We start from the raw sequence: 15604 nt of genomic DNA on the forward strand, positions 1-15604 counted from the left end.
CATGGGGGATGTGCTTAACTAGGCGACCGTTGGCTCCCAAGTGGATGATCGGGCCTCGGCGGGCGTGGATGTTCGACCGGTCCGTGGCGACTCGGGAGCCGTGCCGTCGACGTGCTGAGCATCATCGGCGGCGGCCCTTTTCAGGGCATGATCCACTGATCGGAAACGGGGAACAAGGTGCTGGGGACCTTACGGTGAGGAGTTCTCCGTCGGTCGGCGAGCGCTTCGTCCGGCAGGTCGCGGCCCGACCGGACGGCATCGCCGTGGTCGACGGCACACGCCGACTGACGTACGCCGAGCTGCACGCCCGTGCGCGCGGGGTCGCCGACCGGCTGACCCACGGCGGGGTCCAGCCCGGGCACCTGGTCGGCACCGCCTTCGCCCGCTCGGCCGACGCGGTCGTCGCCATGGTCGGCGTCATCCTCGCCGGGGCCGCCTACGTGCCGCTCCGGCCCGGCGACCCTCCCGCCCGGCTGCGCCAGATCGCCGACATGTGTGACCTTTCTCATGTCCTTTGTGATGGATCGCAGGTCGCCGACCTGCGCGCCGCGCTGCCCGACGGGTGCGCCGTCGTGGAGGCCGGCGCCGTGCCGCCCGCCACCACCGCTCCGGGCGACGGTGGAGTCGCCGGCACCCCGTCGAGCCTGGCCTATGTCATGTTCACCTCCGGCACGACAGGCACGCCGAAGGGGATCATGGTCGAACACCGGGGCGTGCTGCGCCTGGTGACGGGGACGGGCTACCTGCCGTTCGGCCCGGAGCAGCGGTTCCTGCACGCCGCCGCGCCGGAGTTCGACGCGGCCACCTTCGAGGTGTGGGGGGCCCTGCTCAACGGCGCCAGCCTGCACATCGTCCAGGACGGGACGCTGCTGGTGCCGAGTGCCCTGGCGGAAACCCTGCGCACGCAGGGGGTGACGGTGGCCTGGTTGACCGCGCCGCTGTTCCACCAGATCGTCGACGAGGCACCCGCGACGCTCTCGCCGCTGCGGATCCTCGTCACCGGCGGGGACGTGGTCTCGCCCGCGCACGTCCGCCGGGTCCGGGCCGCCGCCCCGCACCTGACCGTGCTCAACGGGTACGGTCCGACCGAGAACACCACCTTCACCACTGTGTACGAGGTCCCGGCCGAGGTGCCCGAGCCGCTGCCGATCGGCCGGCCCATCGCGGGCACCACCGTGATGGTCGCCGACGGCTCCGGCCGCCCCGTGCCGGACGGCACCGAGGGCGAGCTGTACGTCGGCGGCGAGGGACTGGCCCGTGGCTACCTCGGTGACCCGGAGCTGACCGCAGCGCGCTTCGTGATCTGCGACGGCACGCGGTGGTACCGCTCGGGGGACCGGGCGACCCGACGCCCCGACGGCACGATCCTCTTCCACGGGCGAGCCGACGATCAGGTGAAGATCGCCGGCCGGCTCGTCGACCCGAGGGAGGTCGACGCGACGCTCTCCCGGGTCCCCGGGGTGCGGTCGTCCTACACCCGGGTCACCGGTGACTCCGGCGCCGACCGTCGCCTCGTCTCGTACGTCGTCGGCACCGTCACCCCGGAGGGGGTACGGGACAGCCTCCGCGCCCAACTGCCGGCGTACCTCTGCCCGCAGTGGGTGGTGGTCGTGCCGCGCCTGCCGCTGACCGCCACCGGCAAGGTCGACTGGCGGGCGCTCCCGGACCCGGCCGAGGCCGGCGCGGACCCGGTCGGACACACCCGGCTCTCGCCGGGCCATCGCGCCCTGGCCGAGCTCTGGGTCGAGGTGCTCGGCGTCCGACCGGAGGCGGTCACGCCGGAGTCGACCTTCGTCGGGCTCGGCGGCGACTCGCTGGGCTTCGGCCGCCTGGCGGCCCGGATCTCCCAGCGGGCCGGCGTCGACGTACCGCTCGCCGACCTGATGGCGGCGGCGGACCTGGCGGCCATGGCCGAGCTGCTGGCCGGGGCACCCCCGGCTGGCGAGGTGCCGGTCGACGGCCCGGCGACCGACCAGCTCCACCCGGCCCAACGCGCCCTCTACAGCCGGTGGTTGGCCGACCCCGGGTCACTGGCCTACAACGTGCCGTTCCGGGTTCGGCTCGACGGCGCGGTGCGGCCGGATCGGCTGCGCGCCGCCCTGACCTCGGTGGTGGCCCGCCACGACGCCTTCCACGGCCGGTTCGCGCTCACGCCGGACGGGCCGCGCTGGCGTCACGCCGAACCGGCGGCGCCGCCGTTCGAGTACCGGGCCGAGCCGACCGGGGACGAGGAGGCCACCTTCGTCCGCCCGTTCGACCCGGCGCTGGCGCCCCTGCCCCGTGCCCTGCTCGTCCGGCTCGGCCCCACCCGGCACCACCTGTATCTCGACGTGCACCACGTGGTCTTCGACGGGGTGTCCCTCCGGGTGCTGATGGAGGACCTGCTGGCGGAGTACGCCGGGCGGACGCCACCCGGCCCGGCCGGCTCCCTGCGCCAGGCCGCCGACCGGTACGCGCGTCGGCTACGGATCGACCCCGACGGCGACGAGGAGTACTGGGTCGCGCAGTTCCGCGACCCGCCGGCCCGGCTGGCGCTGCCGTACGACCGGCCACCCGGGCCGCGCCGCGACGACCGTGGGGCGGTCGTCCGGCGGTCCTGCGGGGCCGCTCGGCTCAGCCAGGTCCGGGCCGCCGCCCGTCGGCACGGCAGCAGGACCTTCAGTGTCCTGCTCGCCGCCTACGTCACCCTCCTGGCGCGGCTCACTGCGGCGACCGAGGTCGCGGTGGGCATGCCGGTGCACGGACGCGACGGGGCCACCTCCGACCGGACCGTCGGCATGTTCGTCAACACCCTCTGCCTGCGCCTCCCGCTCCACCGCGAGATGACCCTCGCCGAGCTGGTGCGCGACGTCGACCGCCGGAGCCGGGAGGCCATCGCGCACCAGGGCTACCCGTTCGACGTGCTGGTGGACCGGCTGGGCATCCGCCGCGACCCGGCCCGAACGCCGCTGTTCGACGCCTTCTTCGCCCTGCAGAACCTCGACTTCTACGAGTTCGAGGTCGGCGGGCTGCACGCCTCGGTCGACCTGCTGCCCACCGGATACTCCCGCTTCGACCTCAACCTGCAGGTGCACCAGCGACCGGACGAGTTGGTCGTCGACCTGGAGTACGCGACGGCGCTGTTCACCGCTGCGACGGCGAATGGGTTGGTCGAGCGGTACGTGGCCGTGCTCGACGAGATCACCAGACCCGGACACGACGACGTCCCGGTCCGGCCGGCCGAGGCCGTACCGGTGCCGCCCGAACTGCCCACCTTCGACTTCGAGCGGTGCTGACCATGGCGAGCGACAACGGCCCCGGGCCGACCCTGCTGCCCCGCGACCTGCTGCCCACCGGCGGGTCGCCCCGGTACGTGCGGATCGACCGCGCCCACCCCGACCTGGTACGCGACGGGCTGTCCCGGCTGACCCGCGGCGACGCCGTCCTCACCCGGGTGGTGGCGCTCACCACCGCCGCGATCGTGCTGGCCCGCTCCACCGGCCGGCGTACCGTCACCGTGCTGGCCGCCGACCCGTCCGGTCGGGCGGGGGGCGCGGTGCCCGTGACGGTGCCGGTGGTGGTCACCGAGCCGATCACCCGCCTGCTGGTCGCCACCCGGGAGGCGCTCCGGGAACTGCTGGTCGCGCCGCCGGCGGGTGGCCCCTCCGTCACCGACCTCGCCGTCGGGGTGGACGGTGACCTGCCGGTGGAGGCCGCGGCGGCGGCTGGCGCGACGCTCCACCTGGAGGTGCGCACCGACGACCCGTCCGCCGTGCGGCTCAGCTACCGCGCCGACCTGTTCCTGGACGGCACCGCCGAGCGGCTGCTCGACGCCTTCGCGACCGCCGTCGCGACGGCGGCCACGGACGTGCACTCCACCGCCACGACGGTGTGCGGGCCGACCCCCGCCGACCGGGATCTGGTGGCGGCGGTCAACGACACCGCAGCCGCCTTTCCCGACCGGGCCACCCTGCACGACTTCCTGCGTTGGCAGGCGCGGGACCGGCCAGCGGCGCCGGCCGTCCTCGACGCCGGTCTGACCTACTCCGAACTCGACCGCCGGGCCAACCAGCTCGCGCACAGGCTGCGGGACCGGGGGGTCGTCCGGGGCGATGTGGTGGGCATCTGCCTGGGCCGGTCGGCGGAGTTCATCGTCGCCGCGCATGCCATCCTCCGCGCGGGGGCGGCCTACCTGCCGCTCGACCCGGAGACGCCACAGGGCCGCGCCACGGCGATGCTCACCCGCGCCAACTGCCGGCTCGTGGTGGTGGACGGGCGCACCGAGGTGGCACCGCCGCCCGCCGTCGAACGGGTCAGCGTCGACGACGCCACGGTGTGGGCCGGACCGGTCACCGACCCGGCAGTCCCGGTCGGCCCGGACGACCTCTGCTATGTCATCTTCACCTCCGGCTCGACCGGGCGTCCCAAGGGCGTCGGGGTGAGCCACCGTGCGGTGGTGAACCGGATCGCCTGGATGCAGAGGGCCTATCCGCTCGCCGCCGGGGACGTCATCCTGCACAAGACCTCGACCAGCTTCGACGTGTCGGTGTGGGAGCTGTTCTGGTGGTCGTTCGCGGGCGCCGGGGTGGCCTGCCTGCCGAACGGCGACGAGCGCGACCCGGCCGAGATCGGCGCCTGGATCGCCCGCTACGGCGTGACCACCATGCACTTCGTGCCGGCCATGCTCCAGGGCTTCACCCAGCACCTGGCCACCGGCGGGGACGACGTCCGGCTCGACACCCTGCGGCAGGTCTTCGCCAGCGGGGAGGCGTTGACCGCCGGCCAGGTCGCCGCCTTCCGGACAGAGATCGGCAAGCGCTGCGGCGCCACCCTGACCAACCTCTACGGCCCGACCGAGGCGGCCATCGACGTCAGCGTCCAGGACTGCGCCGACCTCCCGCTCGACCGGCCGGTGCCGCTGGGGCGACCCATCGACAACATCCGGCTGTCCGTGCTGGACCCGGCCGGCGCACCCGCGCCGGTCGGCGTCCCCGGCGAGCTGCACATCGCCGGAGTCGGCCTCGCCCGTGGGTACGTCAACGATCCGGCGCTGACCGCGGCGGCCTTCGTGCCCGACCCGACGGGCACCGGCGAGCGGATGTACCGCACCGGGGACCTCGCGCGGTGGCGGCCGGACGGCTCGCTGGAGTTCCTGGGTCGCATCGACGGCCAGGTCAAGTTGCGGGGCTACCGGATCGAGCTCGGCGAGATCGAGCACGTCGCGGGTCGGCTGGCCGGGGTCGGGCGGTGCGTGGCGTTCGTCCGGGCCGACGACGACAACCCCACCCTGGTCCTCTGCCTCGTCGCGACCGACGCGGTCGTGGCCACCGACGCGGTCGACGTGGCCGAGGTGCGGGCGCAGCTCGCGGCGGCGCTGCCCGCCTACATGGTGCCGTCGTCCATCACGGTGGTGCCGGAGATCCCCACCACGGCGAACGGCAAGCGGGACCTGGCGGCGCTGACCCGGCTGGTGCGGGCCGCGGATGAGGACCGCTGGGAGGCGCCGCGCACGCCGCGCGAGCAGTTGCTGGCCGACATCTGGCGGACCGCTCTCGGGCGGGACCGGGTGGGCATCCGGGACAACTTCTTCAGCCTGGGCGGCGACTCGATCCGGTTCATCACCGTTCTCGCCGCACTCCGGGCCGCCGACCTCGACCTGAGCTTCCAGGAGCTCTTCGCCCACCCGACGATCGCCGAGCTGGCCGAGCTGGTCCGCCCGTACGCGGCGGAGGCGGACCGGGCGACGGAGCCGTTCACGCTGCTCGCGCTGGCGGACCGGGCGTTGCTGCCGTCCGACGTGGAGGACGCGTACCCGCTCAGCGCCCTCCAGGCCGGGATCCTCTACGACGTCGCCACCGGGGAGGACGACCTCTACCACGACGTGGCCACGTTCCAGGTGGCCGGCGGGTTTGACGAGACCGGATTCAGGCGTGCCCTGGACCAGGTGGCCGGGCGGCACCCGATGCTGCGGACCTCTCTTCACACCACGGGGTTCAGCGAGCCGATCCAGCTGGTGCACCGCGACGCCCGTCCCGAGCTGTCGGTGGTGGACCTCCGGGGCCGGTCCGCCGCGTACCGGGAACGGGCCGTGGCCGAGGTGGCGCGGGTCGAGCTGGGCCGGCCGATGCGGCCCGGGCAGCCCGACCTGTTCCGAGTGATCGTGCACCGGCTCGACGACGAGTTCTTCCTGCACCTGAGCTACCACGCGGCCGCCCTCGACGGGTGGAGCGTCAGCACGGTCATCCGGGACCTCTTCCGGGCCTACCTGGGCGCCGACGACGACGCCACGCCCGGCGCGCGGCCCGGGTACGACCGGTTCCTGGCCCTGGAGCGGACCGCGGTCACCGACGATGAGCAGCGGGCCTTCTGGCAGCGTCTGCTGGCCGGCAGCACCCCGACCCAGCTGCCCCGGATCGGGACCGGCGCCGACGCCGACCGTCCACGCCTGGTCATGCGCGACGTGCCGCTCACGCCGGGTCTGTCGGCCGCGGTGGTGCGGCTGGCCGGCGAGCTGCGGGTGCCGGTCAAGTCCGTCCTGCTCGCCGTGCACGTGGCCGTGCTCGGCTTCGTGACCGGCACCGACGACGTGCTGACCGGCTACGAGCACAGCGGACGCGCCGAGGAGCACGGCGGCGAATCCGTGGCCGGCCTGTTCCTCAACACGATCCCGTTGCGCCTGGAGTGCGCCGGAGGCAGCTGGGCTGACCTCGTGCGTGCGGCGTACGCGGCGGAGACGACGCTGCTGCCGTACCGGCGGTACCCGATGAGCCGGATGATCCAGGACCAGCGCCGCCGCGAGCCGCTGTTCGAGGCGGTCTTCAACTTCACCCACTTCCACGTCCTACGGGAGTTGCGCGACTCGTGGGACGTGCGGCTGAGCCGGACGGCCATCTTCAGCCGCACCGGCTTCCCGTTCCGTGCCGAGTTCTGGCAGGACGGTGTGACCGACGAGCTGGGCCTGGCCCTGCACCACGACGGGCGCCAGTTCGACGACGAGCAGATCGGCCGGCTGGCCGGCTACTACGTACGGGCGCTGGAGTTGGCCACCGGCACGCAGCGGACCGATCTGCGGGCCCGGACCCTGATGTCCGAGGCGGAGCTGCGCTTCGTCACCTCCGCCCACCAGGGTGCGGTGCGGGCGCTTCCGGACCGGACGGCCGTCGACCTGATCGCCGACCAGGCCCGCGAGCGACCCGACGCGGTGGCGGTGAGCTGCGGATCCGACCACCTGAACTACGCCGCGTTGGAGCGCCGCTCCGCACAGGTCGCCGACCTGCTGATCCGGTCCGGCGTCCGGCCCGGGGACGTGGTGGCGGTCCCGATGCGGCGCGGTCTCGACTGGGCGGTGGCCGTCCTCGGGGTGTTGCGCTGCGCGGCGGTCTACCTGCCGCAGGAGCCGGACGACCCGACGGAGCGCCTGCGGGTCATGCTGACCCGGACCCGGGCGCGACACGTGCTGACCTCCGGGGACCTCGTCGCGCGGCTCGCGCCGCTGGCCGGCGATGCCGACGAGCTGCGGATCCTCGCCGTCGAGCGGGCCTTCACCGACCGGGCGGCGCAGGCCGGTCCGGTGCCGCGGAGCCCACGCCCGGACGATCCCGCGTACGTCATCTTCACCTCCGGCTCCACCGGCGAGCCCAAGGGCGCGGTGCTGCGGCACAGCGGCATGCTCAACCACCTCGCCGCCAAGATCGAGGACCTCGGTCTGACCGCCGGGGACCGGGTGTCCCAGGTCGCCCCGCAGTGCTTCGACATATCCGTGTGGCAGCTCCTGGTGGCCTGGCTGGTCGGTGGCCGTACCGTCGTCTACGACGACGCGGCGGTCACGGATCTCGGTGGCTTCGCGGCGCGGCTGCGGGCGGACGGGATCACCGTCGCCGAGACCGTTCCGTCCTATCTGGACGCCCTGCTCGCCGTGGCCGGTGACGCCTCGACGCCGCTGCCGGACCTGCGCTGGATGCTGGTCACCGGCGAGGCGTTCCCGCCCCGGCTGACGCACGACTGGTTCGCCCGCTACGACGTGCCACTGGTCAACGCGTACGGGCCGACGGAGGCGTCCGACGACGTGACGCACCACGTGGTGCGGGAGCCGGTCGACGGCGACCGGGTGCCGGTGGGGACGCCGGTCCGCAACACCGGCATCTACGTCACGGACGCGCACGGCCACCTGTTGCCGGTGGGCACCTTCGGCGACATCGGGGTCACCGGCGCCGGGGTGGGCCTCGGCTACGTCAACGACCCGCAGCGCACCGCCGCGGTCTTCGTGCCCAACCCGTACGACGACTCGTCCCCGGTGCTGTACCGCACCGGCGACGTCGGGCGCTGGCTGCCCGACGGCACGCTGGACGTCGCCGGCCGCAGCGACCACCAGGTCAAGATCAGGGGATACCGGGTCGAGCTGACCGAGGTGGAGGCGGCCCTCGGCGCGCAACCGGGCGTCGCCAACCCGGTGGTGATCGTGGACCGGGTGGCCGAACGGCACCGGCTGGTGGCCTTCCACACCGGCACGGCGGTGGACAACGACCGGACGGTGCTGGCCGGCTTGGCGGCCCGGCTGCCGCACTACATGATCCCGGATCTGGTGGTCCGGCTGGCGGCCCTCCCGCTGACCGCCAACGGCAAGGTGGACCGCCGGGTTCTCGTCGGGCTGGTGCCGACCGGGCAGCCGGCCGCCCGGCGGGAGCCGCCGGCGACCGCCGCCGAGGCCGAGCTGGTGCGCGTCTTCGCCGAGGTGCTCGACCTGCCCGTCGGGCAGGTCGGCGCCACCGACAGCTTCTTCGAGCTGGGCGGGCACTCGCTGGCCGCGATGCGGGTCGCCGCCCGGCTGGGCGACGCCGCCCTGGTCGCCGAGCTGACCCGCCACCCCGACGCCCGCGCCCTCGCCGGACGGCTGGCATCGACGCGGACGGCCCGGCCGCTCCTGGTCGACCTGGCGTCCATCACCCGCAAGCCGGTGGCCGGGAACGACGCCCTCGTGTACGTGCCGTTCGCGGCGGGCGGCGCGATCAGCGCGCTGCAGATCGCCCGGGCCGCAGCCGTCCTGCCCCGGCCGGCCCGCACGTACGCCGTCGAACTGCCCGGACGCTCCGCCGACGACCGGCGGGCACACCCGGGGGTGGCAGCCCTGGCGGAGGAGGTCGCCGCGGCGCTGGTGGCCGAGGTGCCCGGCGAGATCATGTTGATCGGTCACTCCGCCGGCTGCGCACTCGCCCTGGCCACCGCGCTGGCCCTGCAACGCCGTGGCCGGCCGGCCGGTCGACTGGTGCTGGTGGGCAAGGTGCTCGGCGAGCACGACCGCACCGGGCAGGCCGACGACGTGCTTCCGCTCAGCGACGACGAGGCGGTCGACTGGCTCGTCGGGCACACCGGATTCGCCTGGGCCGACGCGTTGGGCGAGAGCGATCGGCGGGAGATGGCGGTGGCCCTGCGCACGGACCTGGTGGCCGCCCGGGCCTACCTCGCCGCAGCCCTGCGCGAACCGGCGGCGCACCCGCTGGACGCCCCGACGACGGTCCTGCTCGCGGCCGACGACCCGGTGACGGCGGGGCGGACGGACCGGGCCACCGACTGGCAACGGCTCATCACCGACGTGGAGATCGTCGAGCTCGACCACGGCGGCCACTATCTGCAGGCGACGCGTCCCGAGGCCATTGCGGCCGCCGCCCGTGGGGCGGCCGGCCGTGGCGGGCCGGTGCCGAACGACAGCGAAGAGGATGTGAGCACGGGATGCTAGTCAGGCCGCCCCTGACCGGGACGATCGCTCGGCAGTACGTCGAGCTGCCCGGCCTGTTGCCGCACGCGAGCACCTTCGTCAAACTCGAAGGCCTCACCGTCACCGGCTCCATCAAGCACCGCACCGCGCTCGCCATGATCGACGCCCTGGAGGCCGAGGGTCGGATCGGCCCCGGATCGCACCTGATCGAGTCGACCTCCGGCAATTTCGGTGTCGCGCTGGCCTCGATCTGCGCCGTCCGTGGCTACCGGATCACCCTGGTCACGGACCCGAACACGAACCCGCAGTCGGTGCGTTACATGCGCGCCCTGGGTGCCCACATCGTCGTCGTGAACCGTCGCGACGAGAACGGCGGCTACCTGCGCAACCGGATCGCCTACGTACAGGAGGAGCTGGCCCGGACGCCGTCGCTGATCTGGCCGAACCAGTACGCGAACCCGGCGAACGCGGCGGCGCACCAGTGCAACACCGGTCCGGAGATCGCGGCGGAGTTCGGGCTGCCGGACTGGCTGTTCGTCACCGTCGGCAGCTCCGGCACCCTGATGGGGCTGGCCGCTTACCTGCGTGAGATCTCGGCGCCGACCCGGCTGGTCGCCGTGGACGCGGTCGGTTCGGTGATCTTCGGGGGTCAGGCGGGTAAGCGCTGGATCCCCGGCGCCGGGGCCAGCCGGCGGCCCGAGCTGTTCAAGGACGACGGCTCCTTCCACAAGTTGATGGTGTCGGAGGCGGACGCGATCCGGCTCTGCCGGCAGACCGCCCGCCGCTACGGCCTGCTGCTCGGCGGTTCGTCCGGGCTCGCCCTCGCCGGCGTGCTGGCCGCCGCTCAGCTGATCGAGGCGGACAGCCGGGTGCTGGTGGTCTCACCCGACATGGGCGAGCGCTACCTGGACAACATCTACTGCAACGCCTGGGTGCAGCGTCACTTCGGTCCCGACGTCGTCGGTGACTGACATCTTCCCCGCACGACGAAAGGACCTTTCCCGCGATGACTGACTTCGCCGTGGTGTCGCGCTTCGTGGTGGACGAGGTGCTGGACGGTCGCGAGGACGCCGTCCTGGATCGCGTGCGCGACGCGTACCTGGCCCACGCCGCGGGTCGGACGGTGAACCCCGACAGCTACTTCCTGCGGTTCCCCGACAAGCCCGACTCGCGCATCATCGCCCTGCCCGCCTTCGTCGACGGCGACGAGCCGACGGTCGGCATCAAGTGGATCTCCAGCTTCCCGGGCAACCGGTCGGTGGGGCTCCCCCGGGCCTCCGCCGTCCTGGTGCTCAACGACTACCGGACCGGCGTTCCGGTGGCCGTGCTGGAGTGCGCCCGGATCAGCTCCGCGCGTACCGCCGCCTCGGCGGCACTGGCCTGCGACCTGCTCGGAGGTCGCGCCGCGGGCAGCGTCGGCGTGGTCGGCTGCGGAGTGATCTCCCGGGAGACCCTGGGCTTCCTGGCCCACGTGGGTGTGTCCATGGACGACGTGCGGTGCCACGACACCGACCCGGCCGCCGCGAAGCGATTCGCCGCCGGTCTGGGGCAGGGCGTCGCCGCGTCGACGGCCACCGCCGACGAGGCGCTGGACGCCGACGTGGTGGTGCTGGCCACCACCGCGCTCACCCCGCACATCGGTCCGGAGCGGCGGTTCCGGGCCGGCCAGATCGTGCTGCACCTGTCCCTGCGCGACCTCGCCCCCGAGGTGCTGCTGGCGGCCGACAACGTCGTCGACGACGTCGACCACTGCCTGAAGGCCAACACCTCGCCGCACCTGGTGGAGCAGCTCACCGGCAACCGCGACTTCGTCAACGGCGACATGGCGGCCCTGCTGGAGGGCCGGGTGGTCCTCGACCCGGAGCGGCCGAAGATCTTCTCGCCCTTCGGGATGGGCGTGCTCGACCTGGCCCTCGGCTCGTTCGTCCTGGCCGAGGCACGGCGCGACGGCCGGTTGACCGTCGTGCCGGACTTCGCCGCGCCCGCCACCGCCGGCTGACCCGGCGACACCGATAGAGGGAGAGAGCATGACGACCATCGGCCTGGAAGCTCCGGACGTCGCGCGTACCGACGCCAACGCGCTGGTTCCCACGATCTGGCCCCGCAGCGCCGCGCGTCGGGAGGACGGCGTGGTCACCGTGGGCGGCGTCGCGTTGACCGAGATAGCCGAGAGCTACGGCACGCCCGCGTACGTCTTCGACGAGGCGGAGTTCCGTGCCCGCTGCGCGGAGTTCCGGGCCGCCTTCGCCGACTTCGACATCTACTACGCCGGGAAGTCCTTCCTGTGCCGGGCGGTCGCGCGGATCGTCGCCGAGGCCGGCCTCAGCCTGGACGTGTGCACCGAGGGGGAACTCCGACTGGCGCTGTCCGCCGGCTTCCCCGCCCAGCGCATCGTGCTGCACGGCAACAACAAGTCGGCCACCGAGCTGAGCCTGGCGGTCGAGCACGGCGTCGGTCGGATCGTCCTGGACTCCTTCGACGAGGTCGCGCGGCTCAGCGAGCTGGCCCGGGAGCACGGCGTGCGGCCAGCGGTCCTGGTCCGGGCGACGGTCGGGGTACGACCGGACACGCACGACAACATCGCCACCGCCCACGAGGACCAGAAGTTCGGCTTCTCGGTGGCGGCCGGGGCGGCCCGCCGCGCGGTGGAGGAGATCTGGGCGGCCGACGTGCTCGACCTGCGGGGCCTGCACATCCACCTGGGCTCGCAGATCCTCGGGACCCGGGAGTTCGAGGTCGGCGCTGAGCGGGCGGTGGTCCTGCTCAAGGAGCTGGCGACGGTGCTCGGCGGCGAGCTGCCGGAATTGAGCCTGGGCGGGGGGTTCGGCATCGCGTACCTGCCGGAACACCAGGCGCTGCCGGCGGAGGCGCTCGCCGCGCGGCTGCGGGGCACCGTGGAGCAAGCCTGCGCTGCGGCGGGCCTGCGCGTTCCCCGGTTGGCGATCGAGCCGGGCCGGGCGATCAGCGGCCCGTCGGGCTGCACCATCTACCGGGTCGGCACGATCAAGCACCTGCCGGGCCTGCGGACGTACGTGGCCGTCGACGGCGGCATGAGTGACAACATCAGGCCCCCGCTCTACGACGGCGTCTACACGGCGGTGATCGCCGACCGGGACTCCGCCGCCCCCGCGATGCGGGTCCGCGTGGTAGGCCGGCACTGCGACGCGGGCGACGTGATCGTCCGCGACGACGACCTCCCGGAGGACCTGCGGGTGGGCGACCTGGTCGCCGTTCCCGCCACCGGCGCGTACTGCCGGAGCCTGAGCAACAACTTCAACCACGTACCCCGGCCACCGGTGGTCGCGGTCGCCGACGGTGTCGCGCGGCTGATCATCCGGGGTGAGACCTTCGACGACCTCTTCGGACTGGATGTCGGCTGATGCACGCTGAGCTGGACGCCTCGACCACGATCACCTTCCCCGCGGGCGGGACCAGGGCCCGCACCCAGGTGCTCGCGGTGCTGCCGTACGAAGACGGGCGGAGCGGTGTCGTCTGCCGGGAGACCTCGTTCCACCCGGTCGACCACACCTGGCCCGACCACCCGGCCGACCACGGCACCCTGATCCTCGGCGACCGGGAACTCCCCGTCGTCGACTGCGTGATCGGCGCGGCTCCCCGCTCCGGTGGGGCGCTGCTCACCGGCGCGGACATCCCGGTCCGGCGGGGCGACGACGGTTGGCACTGGTTCGTGGTGCACGTGGTCCCCGAGTCCGGGGACGATCTGGTCGGCCAGCCGGTCGAGTGCGTAGTCGACCCGGCCCGGCGGGCCGGCCTCTCCGCCGGGCACACCGCCTGCGAGCTGGTCAGCCTCGCCATCAACGAGGCGACGAGCGACTTCTGGACGAAGGTGGACCGCCGGGACGTCCGTGGCGTCCCCGACTTCGACGCCGCCGCGCTCAGCCTCTCCCGGATCGGCGTGGACGGCTCGGTGGACCGGTATCGCCTGGGCAAGTCGTTGCGGCGTAAGGGTTTCCTTGCCGACGACCTGCGGGCCGCCCTCCCCGACGTGGCGCGCACGGTTCAGGACCGCCTCCGCGAGTGGGTCCGGACGGACGCGCCGGTCCGGGTGGAGGTCGGTGGCGCGCTCGTCGAGGACCGCCGCACCTGGGTGTGCGAGCTGCCGGACGGCGCGGTACGGGTGCCGTGCGGCGGCACCCACGTCGAGTCGACCGGCCAGCTCGGGGAGGTCGGGGTGACCCTCGACCTGACCCAGGACGGCAGCGAGCTGACCATGATCACCACCGTGCGCGGGTCGCGCCCCGAGGACCTGCGGGTGCACCCGTGACCGGGCGGTGGGGGTCACCGGACGCTTCCCTGCCGGACCTGTTCGCCCGCCGCCGCGCGGAACGCCCCGACGCCACGGCGGTGGTCTGCGGACCGGAGTCGCTGACGTACGCCGAGGTCGACGCCTCGGCCCGTGGGCTCGCCGCGGAGCTGGTGCGGCGGGGCATCCGCCCCGGCGACCGGGTCGGCCTACAGGTGACCCGGACGATCGACGTCCCGGTCGCCGTCCTCGGCATCATGCTCGCCGGCGCCGCCTACGTGCCGCTGGACCCGCACTATCCGGCCGAGCGGCTCCGTCTCATGATCGACGAGGCGGGGATCAGCTGCGTCGTGGGCATCCTCGACGACGAGCGGGCGGTCTCCGCGACCGGTGTGCCGGTTCGTGGCCACGCGCCCGTGCCGCTGGCGGAACTGCCCACCCCCGGACCGGACGACCACGCGTACGTGATCTACACGTCCGGATCGACCGGGCGACCCAAGGGCTGCGTCATCACGCACCGAAACGTGGTGGCGTTGCTCTTCGCCGCCCTGCCGCTCTTCGACGTGGGCCCGGACGACCGCTGGACCCTGTTCCACTCGATGAACTTCGACTTCTCGGTGTGGGAGCTCTGGGGCCCGCTCGTCACCGGCGGCACCGTGGTCATCGTCGACCCCATCGCCGCGGTCGACCCTGACGAGTTCGTCGAGCTGCTGATCCGGGACCGGGTCACGGTGCTCAACCAGGTGCCCTCGGTGTTCCGGGCGCTGGTCCAGGCGCACACCGCCGCGGGCCACCCGGCACTGGCCCTGCGCCACCTCGTCTTCGGTGGGGAGGCCGTCGACCTCGACACCACGGCCCGCTTCCTGAACACGCTTCCGGAGGGTGGCCGCCCGGTCGCGGTCAACATGTACGGGATCACCGAGACCACCGTCCACGTCACGTACAAGGAACTCGACGCCGCCGCCCTGGGCGGCACCGACCGCTCGCCGATCGGTGCCCCGCTGCCCCACCTGACGGTCGAGTTGCGGGACGTGGACGGGACGCCCGTGCCGGACGGTGCGACCGGAGAGATGTGGGTGTCCGGCGCGGGGGTGGGCGTCGGCTACCTGCGACGCCCGGAGCTGACCGCGGAGCGGTTCGTCGAGCGTGACGGTGTCCGCTGGTACCGCTCCGGCGACCTGGCCCGGCGGCTGCCGGACGGGGAGTTGCAGTACCTCGGCCGCGCCGACCGCCAGGTCAAGGTACGCGGATTCCGGATCGAGCTGGGCGAGATCGAGGCGGTGCTGCGGAACGACGGCGGCGTCCGGGACGCGGTGGTCGAGGTGGTCAACGGGCGCGCCGGCGGGCAGTTCCTGGTCGCCTACCTGGTGCCCGGGGACGGATTCGACGACCGCCTGGTGCGGGTCCACTGCCAGGAGATGCTGCCGTCGCACATGGTGCCCAGCAGGTTCGAGCTCATCGAGGCGGTGCCGCTGACCTCCTCCGGCAAGGTGGACCGGGCCGCGCTGTCGTCCGTCGCCCGCGAAACCGCCACCGCCGGAACCCGCGGCTCCGGTGCGGGCGCGCGGATCGGACCGGCCACGCCGTCATGACGGGTGGGCCGCCCGCGCGGCCCGCTCCGTTCGACCGCAGACACGGGTGCAAGAGAG

General features: G+C 73.5%; 7 protein-coding genes. All 7 read left to right on the plus strand.

Going from position 1 to position 15604, the window contains the following annotated elements:
• The first annotated feature begins 194 nt into the window (after positions 1-194).
• Genes ABZS37_RS14405 through ABZS37_RS14435 form a run of 7 tightly spaced genes read left to right on the plus strand, consistent with a single transcriptional unit; the run spans position 195 to position 15547 of the window.
• Positions 195-3275, plus strand: a complete 3081-nt coding sequence (locus ABZS37_RS14405) for an amino acid adenylation domain-containing protein (protein ID WP_355168939.1) — start codon at positions 195-197, stop codon at positions 3273-3275.
• A 2-nt stretch (positions 3276-3277) separates the two neighbouring features.
• On the plus strand, positions 3278-9712 hold the full coding sequence (locus ABZS37_RS14410; RefSeq protein WP_355168941.1) for an amino acid adenylation domain-containing protein: 6435 nt from the start codon (positions 3278-3280) through the stop codon (positions 9710-9712).
• Positions 9706-10662, plus strand: a complete 957-nt coding sequence (gene sbnA / locus ABZS37_RS14415) for a 2,3-diaminopropionate biosynthesis protein SbnA (RefSeq protein ID WP_355168943.1) — start codon at positions 9706-9708, stop codon at positions 10660-10662. The genes ABZS37_RS14410 and sbnA overlap by 7 nt, the downstream gene beginning before the upstream one ends.
• A gap of 35 nt (positions 10663-10697) precedes the next feature.
• The gene (sbnB, locus tag ABZS37_RS14420; protein WP_355168945.1) at positions 10698-11690 is read left to right on the plus strand and encodes a 2,3-diaminopropionate biosynthesis protein SbnB; all 993 of its coding nucleotides are present in this window, start codon (positions 10698-10700) and stop codon (positions 11688-11690) included.
• Positions 11691-11718: 28 nt separating this feature from the next.
• A complete protein-coding gene (gene lysA, locus ABZS37_RS14425; RefSeq protein ID WP_355168947.1) occupies positions 11719-13071 on the plus strand; it encodes a diaminopimelate decarboxylase in 1353 nt (450 codons plus the stop codon).
• Positions 13071-13976, plus strand: coding sequence for a hypothetical protein (locus tag ABZS37_RS14430; RefSeq protein WP_355168949.1), 906 nt, complete (start codon positions 13071-13073; stop codon positions 13974-13976). The genes lysA and ABZS37_RS14430 overlap by 1 nt, the downstream gene beginning before the upstream one ends.
• On the plus strand, positions 13973-15547 hold the full coding sequence (locus ABZS37_RS14435) for an amino acid adenylation domain-containing protein (RefSeq protein ID WP_355168951.1): 1575 nt from the start codon (positions 13973-13975) through the stop codon (positions 15545-15547). Before ABZS37_RS14430 ends, ABZS37_RS14435 begins: the two co-directional genes overlap by 4 nt.
• Positions 15548-15604 lie beyond the last annotated feature (57 nt).

It is taken from the genome of Micromonospora sp. NPDC005413 (genome assembly GCF_040606435.1).
Lineage (GTDB): Bacteria > Actinomycetota > Actinomycetes > Mycobacteriales > Micromonosporaceae > Micromonospora.